The 14,573-nt window shown below is 62.5% G+C and carries 12 protein-coding genes; 8 read left to right on the forward strand and 4 right to left on the reverse strand.

Annotation, left to right across the window (positions count from 1 at the left end):
* Positions 1–144 precede the first annotated feature (144 nt).
* A complete protein-coding gene (locus tag NPS29_RS03495) occupies positions 145–2,235 on the reverse strand; it encodes a sensor domain-containing protein (protein WP_274130733.1) in 2,091 nt (696 codons plus the stop codon).
* Positions 2,236–2,625: 390 nt separating this feature from the next.
* On the opposite strand from NPS29_RS03495, the gene NPS29_RS03500 reads away from it, so the two are divergent.
* The 4 genes from NPS29_RS03500 to NPS29_RS03515 are packed head-to-tail and all read left to right on the forward strand — an operon-like array spanning position 2,626 to position 5,519.
* Entirely contained in the window at positions 2,626–3,291 is a 666-nt protein-coding gene (locus tag NPS29_RS03500; RefSeq protein ID WP_274130734.1) for an amino acid ABC transporter permease, read from the forward strand.
* Positions 3,272–3,931 carry an amino acid ABC transporter permease gene (locus NPS29_RS03505; protein ID WP_274130735.1) on the forward strand — a complete coding sequence of 220 codons (660 nt, stop codon included), beginning with the start codon at positions 3,272–3,274 and terminating at the stop codon, positions 3,929–3,931. Before NPS29_RS03500 ends, NPS29_RS03505 begins: the two co-directional genes overlap by 20 nt.
* The gene (locus tag NPS29_RS03510; protein ID WP_274130736.1) at positions 3,928–4,689 is read left to right on the forward strand and encodes an amino acid ABC transporter ATP-binding protein; all 762 of its coding nucleotides are present in this window, start codon (positions 3,928–3,930) and stop codon (positions 4,687–4,689) included. Before NPS29_RS03505 ends, NPS29_RS03510 begins: the two co-directional genes overlap by 4 nt.
* Complete coding sequence (locus NPS29_RS03515) at positions 4,686–5,519, forward strand: transporter substrate-binding domain-containing protein (protein ID WP_425312434.1); 834 nt, start codon at positions 4,686–4,688, stop codon at positions 5,517–5,519. Before NPS29_RS03510 ends, NPS29_RS03515 begins: the two co-directional genes overlap by 4 nt.
* Positions 5,520–5,915: 396 nt before the next feature.
* Here the strand turns inward: NPS29_RS03515 and NPS29_RS03520 are convergent, their stop codons facing one another.
* Complete coding sequence (locus NPS29_RS03520; RefSeq protein ID WP_274130737.1) at positions 5,916–7,094, reverse strand: cystathionine gamma-synthase; 1,179 nt, start codon at positions 7,092–7,094, stop codon at positions 5,916–5,918.
* Positions 7,091–8,467, reverse strand: coding sequence for a cystathionine beta-synthase (locus tag NPS29_RS03525; RefSeq protein WP_274130738.1), 1,377 nt, complete (start codon positions 8,465–8,467; stop codon positions 7,091–7,093). Before NPS29_RS03525 ends, NPS29_RS03520 begins: the two co-directional genes overlap by 4 nt.
* A 311-nt stretch (positions 8,468–8,778) precedes the next feature.
* Between NPS29_RS03525 and NPS29_RS03530 the strand changes: the two genes are divergently transcribed.
* The gene (locus tag NPS29_RS03530) at positions 8,779–9,735 is read left to right on the forward strand and encodes an ABC transporter substrate-binding protein (protein ID WP_274130740.1); all 957 of its coding nucleotides are present in this window, start codon (positions 8,779–8,781) and stop codon (positions 9,733–9,735) included.
* A gap of 20 nt (positions 9,736–9,755) precedes the next feature.
* Entirely contained in the window at positions 9,756–11,069 is a 1,314-nt protein-coding gene (locus NPS29_RS03535) for an LLM class flavin-dependent oxidoreductase (protein WP_274130741.1), read from the forward strand.
* 220 nt (positions 11,070–11,289) lie between these two features.
* On the opposite strand, the gene NPS29_RS03540 is transcribed toward NPS29_RS03535, so the two are convergent.
* The gene (locus NPS29_RS03540) at positions 11,290–12,183 is read right to left on the reverse strand and encodes a LysR substrate-binding domain-containing protein (protein ID WP_274130742.1); all 894 of its coding nucleotides are present in this window, start codon (positions 12,181–12,183) and stop codon (positions 11,290–11,292) included.
* Between the two features lie 128 nt (positions 12,184–12,311).
* Between NPS29_RS03540 and NPS29_RS03545 the strand changes: the two genes are divergently transcribed.
* Together NPS29_RS03545 and NPS29_RS03550 are read left to right on the forward strand one after the other, a co-directional pair.
* On the forward strand, positions 12,312–13,415 hold the full coding sequence (locus tag NPS29_RS03545) for an ABC transporter ATP-binding protein (RefSeq protein ID WP_274130743.1): 1,104 nt from the start codon (positions 12,312–12,314) through the stop codon (positions 13,413–13,415).
* 44 nt (positions 13,416–13,459) lie between these two features.
* Entirely contained in the window at positions 13,460–14,572 is a 1,113-nt protein-coding gene (locus tag NPS29_RS03550) for an ABC transporter substrate-binding protein (protein WP_274130744.1), read from the forward strand.
* Position 14,573: the final 1 nt, after the last annotated feature.

The following is a 14,573-nucleotide window of genomic DNA, read 5'->3' on the forward strand; positions in this document are numbered from 1 at the left end:
CCGTATCGATCCTGACGCCGCCCCCGCCGGCAAGCCGTGCTGCTACGGACTGTGGTGCGGCGAATCGTTCTGTAGGAGCGCGCTTGCCCGCGACGGCGATCTCGATACCGCCGCGGCAAGCTGGACTGCTACGGTCAATCGAGACTAGTCGCTCACCGTCTCCAGGCGCTCTGCGGCGGGCATAGGCCGGCCAAAATAATACCCCTGGAAATGCGAGCAGCCCTCGCTGATCAACTGCTGCATCTGTTCGACAGTTTCGACCCCTTCGGCCGTGGTCTTGATCATCAGGCTGTTGCTCATGCCGGTGATCGCCCGCACGATGGCCAGCGCTTCCTTGCTGTTGGCCATTTCCCGCACGAACGACATGTCGATCTTGATCCGGTCGAACGGGAACGAGCGCAGGTAGCCCAGGGACGAGTAGCCAGTGCCGAAGTCATCCAGAGAAATCGCCACGCCCAGGGCCTTGAGCGCCCTCAGGGTGTTGACGTTCTCGTCGCTGTTTTCCAGCAACACCGATTCGGTGATTTCCAGCTCAAGCCGAGCCGGGGCCAGGCCCGAATCCGCCAGCGCCAGGGCAACGGCGTCGACCAGCCCGGGGTTGCTGAACTGCACCGGCGACAGGTTCACCGCCACGGTCTGCTCGGTGCCCCAGTTGGCCGCTTCCTGGCAGGCCAGGTTCAGCGCGCGGTTGCCCACCTCGTGAATGAGCCCGGTTTCTTCGGCCATGGGGATGAAGTCCATCGGCATGATCGCGCCCTTGGTGGGGTGCATCCAGCGCAGCAGCGCCTCGTAGCCTGAAATCTGCCCGCCGTTCTGGCTGACGATGGGCTGGTAGTGAAGTTGCAGGTGGCCAAAATGCAGCGCGGTGCGCAGGTCGGTTTCCATCGAACGACGGTAACGCGCCGCTTCGTCCAGTTGCGCGCGGAACCGCTCGAAGCGGTTGCGGCCGTTGCGCTTGGCTTCGTACAGGGCCATGTCGGCGTAGCCCATCAACTGCTCGGGTGTGTCGTGGTCGTCCGGCGAGAGGGCGATGCCGATGCTCACGCCCACCGAGCAGCTATGGCCTTCGATCAGGAAGGGCGGCCGCACGGCCTGGATCAGCCGTTGCGCCGTGAGTTCGGCAGCCTCGGCGGTGTCCAGTTCGGGCAACACCACCGCGAACTCGTCACCGCCCAGGCGGGCCAGGGTGTCGCGATCGCGCAGCTCGGAGCGCAGCCTGTTGCTCAGGGCGCGCAGCAGTTTGTCGCCAAAGCCGTGGCCCAGGGCATCGTTGATGTTCTTGAAGTCGTCCAGATCCAGGCACAGCGCGGCGGTCAGTTTTTCCGAACCTTGACCCTGGGCGAGGGTGGTCTTGAGGCGGTCATGGAACAGCACCCGGTTTGGCAGGCCGGTCAGGGCGTCGTGGTGCGCCATGTGATGTATTCTGGCGGTCGCGGCCAACTCCACGGTCACGTCCTCGGCCACGTACAGCACGTAATCGGTGGTGTTGCCGGGGTCGCGGTTGAGCACGGTGCGGCTTCTGAGCGTCTTGGGGCCCTTGTTGGTGCTGACCAGGGTTTCAGCGGTCCTGATGTCGCCTGCGCGCAGGTCGTCACCCATTTGCTGGTCCATATAGACCGCCACCTCGTGTGGGAGGCACTCACTGAGCATCTTGCCGACCATGGTGACGCCGCCCACCGACAGCAGCGCCTCGGCCTGCTGGTTGGCCAGCAGCACGCGGTGGGTCTGGGCGTCCTTTACGATGACGCTGGCCGGGATGTTGGAGATCACCGAATCGAGAAAGCGCGACAGCGATGCCATCTCCGCGCTGTATTGCTCGGCCAGCACCTTGGCTTCCAGCACTTGAAGTTCATTCTCGCGCCGTTCGCTGATGTCCCGGGTGATCTTGGCAAAGCCAATCAGGTTGCCCGCCGGATCACGGACCGCATCGATGACGACGTGGGCCCAGAACGATCCGCCATCCTTTTTCATGCGCCAACCCTGGGCTTCGAAGCGGCCGGTCTGGCGTGCGGTTTCCAGGTTCTGCCCCGGCTGGTCGCGGTCGCGCTCTTCCTGGCTGTAGAACACCGAGAAATGCTTGCCGACGATTTCAGCGCTGGTATAGCCCTTGGCCCGTTCTGCGCCCGGGTTCCAGTTGGCGACAATGCCCTCGGGGCTGAGCATGTAAATGGCGTAGTCCACGACACCCTGGATGAGCAGGCGGTACATGGCATCCGGGTCGTCGATCAACTGCATGAGAACCTCAGGGGAAACGGGTTGTGCCGGGCGAGGCCCTTCAATGTGATGGCATTGTGCCTTAAGGCGGGCGCATGGTTATACATTATGCAACGTCTGTACAAGTATTGTGTTCAAAAACGTTTCAGCATCGGGCGTATGCCGCTTTAACGAACACCTCATATCCTGTAGCAGCCGGGCTTGCCTGCGGGGGCGGGCTTGAAGTCGCTGTCGCCAGCAAGCCGACTGCTCCGGTCCGGTGGATGTTGTCATGGCAACACCGGTTCAACACTTTCGTTTGAAAACAGTCAGTTAGCAGGCTTCCCGGATGCGCGATGGCCTGTTTTCGCTTGTGTGGGATATGGCACAAAGCCTGCAATCGTCCAGGTCCGTTACTGTCGATGCCCTGAAATGAATTTCGATGTTGCCTTCGCCCTGTCCACCTTGCCTGCTTTCATCGCTGCGGTGGGCGTCACTTTGCAGGTGGGCCTTATTGCCATCGCCACCTCGCTGTGTGTGGCGCTCGTCAATGCGACGATCCTGATGTTTCGCGTGCCGCTGTTGCAGCCGCTGGTGCGAGTCTACGTGGAGCTGGCTCGCAACACGCCGCTGCTGATCCAGCTGTTTTTCATCTATTTCGCCTTGCCCAGTATCGGCATTCGTATCTCCGGCTTTGCGTCGGCGATCATTGCCATGACCTTTCTCGGTGGCGCCTACCTGACTGAAATCCTGCGCGCCGGGATCGAAGCCGTGCCCCGTTCGCAGATCGAATCAGGGCTGTCCATCGGCCTGTCGCGCTGGCAGTTGCTGCGCCACGTGATCCTGCCCCAGGCCGGGATCCTCAGTTTGCCCGCGCTGTTCGCCAACTTCGTTTTCCTGCTCAAGGAAACCACCGTGGTGTCGGCGGTGGCGGTGCCGGAAATTCTCTACACCACCAAGAATTACATCGCGCTGTATTACAAGACCTACGAAATGCTCGCGGTCATGACCGGGTTGTGTGTGGTGCTGTTCGTGCCGCTGTCGCTGTTGCTGCGGGCCCTGGAAAGGAGGCTTTCCCATGGCCAGTTCGGGTCTTGAATTGCTGTGGGTGTCGGCGCCGCAACTGGCGACCGGCATCGGCCGCACCCTGGGCATCTCGGCGCTGGCCATCGTGTTCAGCAGTGTCGGTGGGCTGATCTACGGCGTGCTGCGCAACCTGGGCATTCGCTGGCTGGACCTGATCCTTTTGGTATATCTGGAGCTGTTCCGGGCCATTCCGGTACTGGTCTGGCTGTACCTGTTTTTCTTCGGCCTGCCGATCTTCTTCGGCTGGAGCATTCAGGGCTTCTGGTGCGCGGTGCTGGTGCTGTCGTTATGGGGTGCCACGGAAGCCGGCGAAGTGGTGCGCGGCGCCCTGCGCTCGTTGCCCCGTGGCCAGCGCGAAGCGGGGCTGGCGATCGGCCTGGACCTGCCGCGCCTGTACGGCAAGGTGCTGCTGCCCCAGGCCCTGCGACGCATGACGGCGCCGATGATCAACGTCTTCACGCGGCTGATAAAGACCAGTTCGCTGGCGGTGCTGATCGGCGTGGTGGACGTGATCAAGATCGGCCAGCAGATCATCGAACGCACCTACGAATCGGTGTTGATCTACGGCTTTCTCTTCGTTTTTTTCTTTCTGGCCTGTTATCCGCTGTCAGCCGCCTCCCGCGTGCTTGAGCGGCGGTGGAATCATTCATGAGTGTATTGATAGAACTGGCGGGGTTCTCCAAGAACTTCGGCAGCAGCCCGGTTTTGCAGGACATCGACCTCAAGGTGCGCGAAGGCGAGGTGGTGGTGATCCTCGGTCCCAGCGGCTGTGGCAAGAGCACCTTGCTGCGCTGCCTGAACGGCCTTGAGCTGGGGCACGCGGGCACCTATCGCTTTGCCGGGCGCGAGTTGCCGGCCAACACTGACTGGCGACTGGTGCGTCAGCAGATCGGCATGGTGTTCCAGAGTTATCACCTGTTCCCGCACATGAGCGTGCTGGACAACATCCTGCTCGGCCCTTTGAGCGTGCAGAAGCGCCCGCTGCAACAGGCCAGAGCCCAGGCTGAAACGCTGCTGGCACGCGTCGGTCTGCTGGACAAGCGCGATGCCTACCCCCGCGAGTTGTCCGGCGGCCAGCAGCAACGTATCGCCATCGTCCGTGCCTTGTGCATGAACCCAAAAGTCATGCTGTTCGACGAGGTTACCGCAGCCCTTGACCCGGAGATGGTCAAGGAAGTGCTGGAGGTGATTCTGGACCTCGCCCGCAGCGGCATGACGCTGTTGATCGTCACCCACGAAATGGCTTTTGCCCGTGCAGTGGCGGACCGGATCCTGTTCATGGACGGCGGCCGGATCGCCGAACAGAGCGCCCCTGAAACATTCTTCAGCTCCCCGCAGACCGCACGCGCGCAGCAGTTTCTGGAGAAGTTTTCCTATGTAGAAAATTTGCCTAAAAGGAATGCATCGTGAAGCTTAAATCTGCCCTCGTTTTCCCTCTGCTTGCCGTCGGCCTGCTGGTCGGCGCCACCGCTGCCCATGCCGAAGGCTATCTGGACAAGATCAAGGCCCGGGACAAGCTGGTCGTTGGCGTATTCAGCGACAAGCCACCGTTCGGGTTCGTGGATGAGAAGGGCGACTATGTCGGGTTCGACACCGACCTGGGGCGCCGTTTCGCCAAGGACCTGCTGGGGGACGAGAAGAAAATCGAATTCGTGGTGGTGGAGCCCGCCAGCCGTATTCCGTTTCTGCAAAGTGACAAGGTCGACCTGATCCTGGCCAACATGACCGTCACGCCCGAGCGTGCGCAGGTGGTCGATTTCACCAACCCGAACCTGCGGGTCGCGGTACAGGCACTGGTGCCGGAGAAGAGTGCGGTCAAGAACCTGGATGATCTGGCGAGCAAGACCATCATCGTCACTACCGGGACCACTGCCGACATCTGGCTGACCAGGAATCATCCTGACTGGAAGCTGCTCAAGTTCGAGAAAAACTCCGAGTCGCTGCAGGCCTTGGCCAATGGCCGTGGCGATGCCTATGCGCAAGATAACCTGGTGCTGTTCAGTTGGGCCAAGCAGAACCCGGGGTATCGCGTGTTGCCGCAGAAACTGGGCGACGAAGCGCCGATTGCGCCGGCGGTGAAGAAGGGCAATGCCGAGTTGCAGCAGTGGGTCAACGGCGAGCTTGCCAGCCTTGGCAAGGAGAAATACCTGCTGAAACTGTACGACCAGTACGTGCGCCAGCAATTGGCAGCCGATACCGATCCTGCGGCAGTGATCGTCGAGGGTGGAGCCTGGAAGTAACCCCCCGATCACCCGTAGCAGCACGGCTTGCTGGCGGGGCGTCCTTGAGATCGACCCGCGGGCAAGCCCGGCTGCTACGGGTTTGCGGGATGTCTTCAATTATTGAATGGTCATGATCTGTGGGAGCGGGCTTGCCCGCGAAAGCGGTGGATCAGGCACCATCGAGGCGTCAGGCCCAACGCCTTCGCGGGCAAGCCCGCTCCCACAGGCTTTCGGTGCAGACCTCACAATTGTGATCAGCACGGTCCCGTAGCAGCACGGCTTGCCGGCGGGGGCGTCCTTGAGATCGCCATCGCCGGCAAGCCCGGCTGCTACAAAGATCTTCGGCGCACCACAATCCGTAGCAGCACGGCTTGCCGGCGGGGACGTCCTTGAGAACGCCGCCGGCCTTGCGTCTCAGATACTCGCCAACGCCTGCGCCAGGTCCGCGCGCAGGTCTTCGACGTCCTCGATGCCCACCGACAACCGCACCAGGGCGTCACCAATGCCCAACCTTGCGCGGTTGGCCGCCGGGATGCTGGCATGGGTCATGATCGCCGGGTGTTCGATCAGGCTTTCGACACCGCCCAGGCTTTCAGCGAGGGCGAAGATCTCGACCTTCTCCAGAAACCGTCGCGCACCCGCGAGGTCGGTATTGAGGTCCAGGGAAATCATCCCGCCGAAACCGCGCATCTGCCGGCACGCCAGCGCATGCTGCGGGTGGGACGGCAAGCCGGGGTAATAGACCCGCGCCACTTGCGGCTGGCGCTCCAGCCATTGGGCCAGCTCCAGTGCATTCGCGCAGTGCCGTTCCATGCGCAGTGCCAGGGTCTTCACCCCGCGCAGGGTCAGGAACGCATCGAAGGGACCTGCGATAGACCCCACCGAGTTCTGCAAAAAGCCCAGCCGCTCGGCCAGATCAGCATTGTCCCCGACCACGGCAATCCCGCCGATCACATCCGAGTGGCCGTTGAGGTACTTGGTGGTCGAGTGCACCACGATGTCGAACCCCAACGCCAGCGGGTGCTGGATCCAGGGGCTGGCGAAGGTGTTGTCCGCCACGCAGATGATCCCGCGATCCCGACAGATGCGCGCAATGGCCGCCAGGTCCGTCAGGCGCAGCAGCGGGTTGCTCGGGGTTTCGACCCAGATCATCCTGGTGTCGTCTTGCAGGCCCGCTTCGAAGGCCGAGAGGTCTGTCATGTCGACGAAGTTGAAGCGGTGCCCGGCGCTGCGTTTGCGCACCTTGTCGAACAGGCGGAAGGTGCCGCCGTACAGGTCATCGCCCGAGAGAATGTGCGAACCGGCATCCAGCAATTCGAGGACCGAGCCGATGGCGGCGAGGCCCGACGCGAAGGCAAAGGCCTGGGTGCCGCCTTCCAGATCCGCCACGCAACGCTCCAGCGCCCAGCGAGTGGGGTTGTGCGAACGGCCGTAGTCCAGGCCCTTGTGCACCCCGGGGCTTTCCTGCAGATAGGTCGAGTTGGCGTAGATCGGCGGCATCAGCGCGCCGGTACTGGGGTCGGGCGCCTGGCCTGCGTGGATCACGCGGGTGGCGAAGGCGTGGGACGGGTGGCTGTCGTCGTGCTGAGTCATGCAAGGGATCTCCGCAAGTGATTGAGCAGGTCAAAACGGGTGATCAAGCCATGAAAGCCGGATGCATCGGCGATGATGGCGACCAATCCGCGGTCGAGTTCCTCCTGAAGCTGCGCCAGGCTCGCGTCCGGCGCTAGGGTTTCCAGCTTTTCGGTCATGACGTCAGCGACCACGGCGCGAAACTGCGAGGCATCCTTGTGTACGTTGAGAAGGATGTCCGATTCGTCGATCACGCCAACCAGTTGCTTGCCATTGACCAGCACCGGCAACTGCGAGACATCAGCCAGGCGCATGCGCTGGAAGGCTGTGAGCAGGGTGTCGTCGGGCCCCACGCTGATGACCCGGCCGTCTTCGAAGCGGCGTGCCACCAGGTCGCGCAGATCACCATAATGGGTGCGTTGCAGCAGGCCCTGGTCGGTCATCCACTGGTCATTGTAGACCTTGGACAAATAGCGGGTGCCGGTGTCGCAGACAAAGCTGACCACGCGCTTGGGCTCGGTCTGCTCGCGGCAATAACGCAACGCGGCCGCCAGCAGAGTGCCGGTAGATGAGCCGCCGAGGATGCCCTCAGTGCGCAGCAGTTTGCGCGCATGTTCGAAGCTGTCTTCGTCGCTGATCGAGTAGGCGTGGCGCACGGTGGAGATGTCGGTAAACGACGGAATGAAGTCCTCGCCGATGCCTTCCACCGCCCAGGAACCGGGCGTGGGCAGGGTGCGAGTGCGGCTGTATTCGGCGACCACCGAGCCCACCGGGTCGGCCAGCACCATCTCAAGATCCGGCTGCACCCGCTTGAAGAACCGGGTCAGACCGGTGAGGGTCCCGGCCGAGCCGACACCCACCACGATAGCGTCCAGATCATGTTGGGTCTGGGCCCAGATTTCCGGTGCGGTGCTGCACTCATGGGCCAGCGGATTGGCAGGGTTGTTGAACTGATCGGCAAAGAACGCGTCGGGGATTTCCTTGGCCAGTCTGGCGGCGACGTCCTGGTAATACTCCGGATGGCCCTTGCCGACATCCGAGCGGGTGATGTGCACCTCGGCGCCCATGGCCTTGAGGTGCAAGACCTTCTCGGTGGACATCTTGTCGGGCACCACCAGCACCACCCGATAGCCCTTGGCGCGCCCCACCAGTGCCAGGCCCAAGCCAGTGTTGCCCGCCGTCGCTTCGACGATGGTGCCGCCAGGGCGCAGGCTGCCGTCGCGTTCGGCGGCGTCGATCATGGCCAGGCCGATGCGGTCCTTGATCGAGCCGCCGGGGTTCTGGGATTCGAGTTTCAGAAAGAGGGTGCAGGGGCCGGTGTCGATCCGGGTGACCTTCACCAGCGGGGTGTTGCCGATCAGTTCGAGTACCGCGGGACGAGAATCTGAAGACATGTCTAATCCTCTCTGCGTGATGCTTATGGGATGGACAGCGGTCTGTTGCCAATGTGCGCATCGATCATGAAAAGAACAGACTGCCCATGGCTTCAAAGGGTAGTTCACTGGGGGGAATCACAAGACATGTGTCTGGCGCATGTTAATGACATTAGGTTATACCCAAATAGAATTTCACAATGCCGAAAGGAGTCTTTAGCTTATAAGCAGGAGCGTAGTTATACGCAAACGCTATAATTAGCTGTCAATGCTGGCGAGACCGTGCGCGCGGATCGTTCTGACCTGCCTTGAGAAGGCATCTGGAGACGAACGTGCGTTATCTGAAGAATCTGGCCGCCGGTGCTGCGGCCGCGTTGCTGAGCCTGTCCGCGCAAGCGCAAACCCTGGTGGTAGGCGATCAGAGCTACAACGCCCAGGCGGTGATGGAAGCGGCGGGGGTGCTCGACGATTTGCCCTATACCCTTGAGTTCAAGCAATTCACCGCAGGATCCCCGGTGGCCGAAGCGCTCAATGTCGGCAGCCTGGACCTGGGCCTGCTGGGCGATGCGCCGCCGCTGTTCTTAGGCGCGCTTGGGGCGCCGATCAAGGTGATTGCCATTACCCGGCAGAACCTGGGCGGCGTTGCCATTCTTGCGCGCAAGGACTCGGACATCCACAGCATCGCCGACCTTCGCGGCAAGCGGGCGGCGATCTGGAAAGGCTCGTGGAGCCAGCAATTGCTGTTCACAGCGCTGGACAACGCCGGTGTGCCGCGCGACTCCCTCGACCTGCGTTACCTCAGCGCCCTGGACGCTTCCCATGCACTGGACGGCGGCTCGGTGGACGTGATCGCCACCTGGGAGCCCTACGTTACCCAACAGGAGCGCCAAGGGGCGCGGATTCTGGCCACCGCTGAAGGGCTGATTCCGGCCCAGAGCTACGTGGTCGCCAACGCCCACATCATCGACACCAAGCGCGCCGCCATCGATGACTTCCTCAAGCGCCTGAAAAAGGCCCGTGAATGGACCCTCAAAGATTCGGCCAATACCGATGCCTACGCCGATGCCTGGGCCAAGCGCACCCGCGCCGACGCCGAGATTGCCCGCGTGTGGTTCGCCCGTGCCCGCACCAACGTCGAGCCACTGAGCCCGCAAGTGATTGCCGATGCGCAGAAGACCGTGGATTTCTTCGCAGGCCTGGGCCTTATCAAGTCGTACCCGGCAGCGAGCCTGTTCGATCAGTCGTTCAGCGCACCCCTGCAAACCGCCACTGCGACCGTCCAGCCATAACGCCTGGGGAGCCTTGAACCATGAGCAAACGACAGATCAAGCTGGGCGCCCTGACCATGGGCTGTGGTGGACCGGGGCGGCACAACCTCTGGCTCGACCCTGAGCTGCCGGCCGATGCCAGCGTCAATATCGACTGGTACATCGACATCGCGCGGCAGGCGGAGGCGGCGCTGTTCGACCTGATGTTCATTGTCGACAGCCAGTTCATCACACCGGGCTCGCCGTCGCATTACCTCAATCGCCTGGAACCGCTTACGCTGCTCTCGGCGCTGGCGGTGAGCACGCGACATCTGGGCCTGGTCGGCACGCTGACCACCTCCTACAACTCGCCGTACAACGTGGCCCGGCGGCTGGCGTCGCTGGACCTGATCAGCAAGGGCCGCGCCGGTTGGAACGTGGTCACCAGCGGCGACGCCGGCACCGCCGGCAACTACAGTCGCGACGAGCACTACGACTACGACACCCGATATGGCCGCGCCGCCGAGCATGTAAAGGTGGTGCAGGGGTTGTGGCAGTCCTATGAAGATGACGCTTTTGTGCGGGATCGCGCCAGCGGGCAGTTTCTCGACACCGACAAGCTGCATGCGCTCAATCACAAGGGCGAGCACTTCAGCGTGGTCGGGCCGCTGAATATCCAGCGCTCGCCTCAGGGCCAGCCGGTGATCTTTCAGGCCGGGGATTCGGAGCAAGGGCGTGAGCTGGGCGCGGCGACGGCGGATGTGGTGTTCACCCATGCGGCCAGCATCGAGCAGGGCCAGGCCTTCTACCGCGACGTCAAGGGCAGGGCGCAGCGACTGGGACGCGATCCTGAGCAACTGCTGGTGCTGCCGGGGGCCGAGATCTATGTCGGGGACACCGATGAGCATGCCCGGGAAATCGAGCGGCACTACCATCAGGCCGACCACAGCTTCGAGTTGGCGCTCAAGGAATTCGGGCGCAATTTCGGCTGGCACGATTTCAGTCAATATGACCTTGATGCACCGTTCCCGCAGGAAAGTCTTGAGGCCGCGCGCAGCAGCTTTTTCACCAATGCCAAGCGTATCGCCGACCAGGCACGGGAGAAGGGGTTTACCTTGCGCCAGGCGGTGGAGTTCGGCCGCCAGTTGCGCCCGGGCGCTTTCGTGGGATCGGCCGAAACCGTGGCCCGCAAGATGACCGAGTGGTTCGAAGCGCGGGCGCTGGACGGGTTCAATATCTACATCGGCCATCCGGGTCAGTTCAAGCGTTTCACCGGGGAAGTCATACCGTTGTTGCAGGAACGCGGGGTGTATCGCACGGCGTATGAAGGCACGACCTTGCGCGAAAGCCTGGGGCTCGAGATCCCGAGGTTCTGAATACCCCGATCGCGGGTTTACATGCCTCCCATCGTAGGAGCGCGCTTGCCCGCGACCTGGCGCGCAGCGACAGCAAATTCGGTGAATGCGGTGCACCTGACAGGACGCGGTGTCTGGTTTTGCTGCCGCTGCCGCTGCCGCTGCCGCTGCCGCTGCCGCGCCAGATCGCGGGCAAGCGCGCTCCTACGCCCTGCGGGCAGAATCAAGAGCGCACCCGGGCTCAACCCACCCGTTCGATCAACTCAAGCTCGCGCATCAGCCAGTCGGCGAAGGCCTTGGCCAGGTCGTTGTCGCCCCGAGGCGGCATGATGATGAAATAGGGGTGAGGGGCGGGAAATTCGATGTCGAACAGGCGAATCAGCGTGCCCTGGGCCAGTTGCTCGCCGGCCAGGATGTGGTCGCTGATGGTGATGCCAACCCCGGCAATCGCCGCGCCGATGGTAAGCGAGGCGTCGGGCAGGAAGATGTTCTGCCGGCCTTGCAGGCTGGGAATTCCCGCCGCCAGAAAATAGCGGCTCCAGTCATAGCCGTCGTCCTCGTGGAGCAATACCTGCCGCGCCAGATCCCGCGGCTTGCGCAGGGGTTCGCTGCCGTTGAGCAGGCGCGGGCTGCACACCGGGAAATACAGGATGTCGCCCAGTGCCGCGATACGCTGGCCTTGCACCTCGCTGTCGCCAAAAGAAATCACCATGTCCACGTTCTGCGTGGCGTGCTCGATGGGCAGCAGGTGCAACGAAACTTCAGGGTAGTCGCGCAGAAAACGCTCCAGCATCCCCGAGATCCGTGCCAGCAACGCCGGGGCGCAGGCGATGCGCAGGCTGCCGGAAGGGGTGACCGTCGGCAGGGCATTCTGGATATCGCGCAACTGCTCGAATGCACCATTGACCAACTGGCTAAGCTTACGCCCCGCTGAGGTCAGGTGAACGCCCTTGCCATTGCGCTCCACCAGCGCGACTTCCAGTTCCTCCTCGAGCTTTTTGATCTGATGGCTGATCGCGCTGTGGGTGACGTGCAGCTCCAGCGCCGCAGCACCGGTACTGCCCTGGCGAACCAGTGCATCAAAAGCGCGCAAGGCAATCAGGGAGGGGAGGCGGCGTGTCGCTTTCAGGGGCATTTTCGAGGTTTTCAGTGAATTGAATTCACATGAAACCTAGAAAACAAATCAGTTGAAGTCAATTTAATTTGCCATGACGATAGCTGCACAGGACGGCGTCTGGCACGCCTACGCAGGAGGAAGATCCCATGTCGATTTCCCCGGAACATTTCGTCGATCTGCAGCAACTGGGCAAGTGCTATGGCGCCACCCGTGCGCTGAGCGACATCACCCTCCATATCAAACGTGGCGAATTTCTCACCCTGCTCGGGCCGTCCGGTTCCGGCAAAAGCACCACGCTGATGATGCTCGCAGGCTTCGAACAACCCAGTGAAGGCCGGATCCTGTGCAATGGCCGGGACATCACCGGCTTGCCCGCCGACCAGCGCAATTTCGGCGTGGTGTTCCAGGGCTACGCGCTGTTTCCGCACATGACCGTGGAGCAGAACATCGGCTATCCGCTGAAGGTCCGCAAGATGGCGCCGGAGCAGATCAAACAGCGGGTCGGCCGCATGATCGAGCGGGTCGGGCTCGATGGCATGGGCACCCGTGGCATCAAGCAACTGTCCGGCGGCCAGCAACAACGCGTGGCGCTGGCCCGGGCGCTGGTGTTCGAGCCACCGCTGTTGCTGCTCGATGAGCCGCTGTCGGCGCTGGACCGCCGCCTGCGTCAGGAGATGCAGGGTGAGCTGGCACGCATGCACAAGGAGTTCGGCACCACCTTCGTTTTCGTCACCCACGATCAGGAAGAAGCGCTGGCGCTCTCGGACCGCATCGCCGTGTTCAACCGGGGGCGGCTGGAGCAACTGGGCACGCCCCAGGAAGTCTACGAGCGTCCCGCCAGCCGCTTTGTGGCCAATTTCCTGGGTGACACCAACCTCTTGGGCGTGAACGACATCAGCCGCCAGGACGGCGCGCTGGTGTGCAATTACCAGGGTCGGTCCCTGCGCATCACTCAAGGCGTGGAGCGGCCGCTGTCGTTCGCCAGCACCGAGCACTGGCTGGCGATTCGTCCCGAGCATCTGGACCTCAAACCTGTGGACCAGACCGGCAACGGCAATGGCGTGGTAGCGCGGATGGAAGCCATTACCTACCTGGGCACCCACGTCAGCGTCGATCTGCGCACCCAGGATGCCCAGCCGATTGCCCTGCGCATCCCCGTCAGCCATCCCTTGTTGAACAGTCTTGAACGGGGGCAGCCGTACTGGTGCTCCTGGTCCCAGCAGCACGGTCACCTGATTTCAAACCAATAACAACATTTCGATCACCTGCCGCCACTTTGCAAAGGGAACCGAGAATGAAAGACAAACAGCACTTTATCGAGGACGTTGCCCAGATCGCCCAGCAGCGAGTGGAGGCGGGCACCCTCAGCCGTCGCAGCTTCAACCAGTTGCTGATGGTGATGGCCGCCGCCGCTGGCATGGGGCCTTTGCGCAAGGCCTTTGCCGACAGCGGCTCGGTGGTGGTGGCGAACTGGGGCGGCGATGCGGTCCCGGCGTTCGAGAAAAGCTTTCAGGCCTTCAACGCCGCCGGCATGAAGCTGCAGGTGGACGGCAGCGGGCCGACCGAGGGCGCGGTGAAAACCCAGGTCAACAGTGGCGCGGTGCGTTGGGACGTGTGCGACGGCGAGATGTACTCGTCCTATCGCCTGGGCAAGGAGGGCGTACTGACGCCCATCGACTACAGCGTGGTCGACAAGTCCCTGATCGGCTATGGCGACGTCCACGAGTTCGGCCTGGCCAATTACAGCTACAGCTATGTGATGGGCTATGACGCAAAGAAATTCGGCAAGAACCCGCCCAAGAGCTGGGCCGACTTCTGGGACGTGAAGAAGTACCCTGGCAAACGCACGCTGTACAAGTGGATGAGCGCCAACCTCGAATGCGCGCTGCTGGCCGACGGCGTGACCCCGGACAAACTCTATCCGCTGGATGTCGACCGCGCCCTGCGCAAGATCGAAGAGCTGATGCCGCACATCGTCACCCACTGGTCCACCGGCGCCGAATGCCAGCAGTTGCTGCGTGACGGCGAGGTGAGCATGGCGCAGATGTGGCACACCCGCGCGCAACTGGTAAAGCAGGACACCGGCGGCGCCATCGACTGGGGCTTCGACAACGCTATCGTCGCGCCATCGGTGTGGATGGTACCCAAGAACAACCCCGCAGGCGCCGCCAATGCCATGAAGTTCATCGCGTTTGCCTTGCGCCCCGAAACCCAGGCCAAGTTGATGGAGGTCTACAACATGGGCCCCGTGGACAGCAAGGTGAACAGCCTGCTGTCGGCCGACCTGCAGAAGATCAACCCCACGGCGCCGGACAACCTGCGCAAACAGGTGCAGATGAACAACCTGTGGTACGCCGACCACTACAGCGACACCCTCAACCGTTACCTGGCCCTGATCGGTGGCTGAC

Source organism: Pseudomonas putida (genome assembly GCF_028682175.1).
GTDB classification, from domain to species: Bacteria; Pseudomonadota; Gammaproteobacteria; order Pseudomonadales; family Pseudomonadaceae; genus Aquipseudomonas; species Aquipseudomonas putida_AD.

Coding starts and splice junctions, on each gene's coding strand:
- NPS29_RS03495 (WP_274130733.1), bottom strand. CDS start 2,235: ATGCAGTTGATCGACGACCCGGATGCCATGTACCGCCTGCTCATCCAG.
- NPS29_RS03500 (WP_274130734.1), top strand. CDS start 2,626: ATGAATTTCGATGTTGCCTTCGCCCTGTCCACCTTGCCTGCTTTCATC.
- NPS29_RS03505 (WP_274130735.1), top strand. CDS start 3,272: ATGGCCAGTTCGGGTCTTGAATTGCTGTGGGTGTCGGCGCCGCAACTG.
- NPS29_RS03510 (WP_274130736.1), top strand. CDS start 3,928: ATGAGTGTATTGATAGAACTGGCGGGGTTCTCCAAGAACTTCGGCAGC.
- NPS29_RS03520 (WP_274130737.1), bottom strand. CDS start 7,094: ATGACTCAGCACGACGACAGCCACCCGTCCCACGCCTTCGCCACCCGC.
- NPS29_RS03525 (WP_274130738.1), bottom strand. CDS start 8,467: ATGTCTTCAGATTCTCGTCCCGCGGTACTCGAACTGATCGGCAACACC.
- NPS29_RS03535 (WP_274130741.1), top strand. CDS start 9,756: ATGAGCAAACGACAGATCAAGCTGGGCGCCCTGACCATGGGCTGTGGT.
- NPS29_RS03540 (WP_274130742.1), bottom strand. CDS start 12,183: ATGCCCCTGAAAGCGACACGCCGCCTCCCCTCCCTGATTGCCTTGCGC.
- NPS29_RS03545 (WP_274130743.1), top strand. CDS start 12,312: ATGTCGATTTCCCCGGAACATTTCGTCGATCTGCAGCAACTGGGCAAG.
- NPS29_RS03550 (WP_274130744.1), top strand. CDS start 13,460: ATGAAAGACAAACAGCACTTTATCGAGGACGTTGCCCAGATCGCCCAG.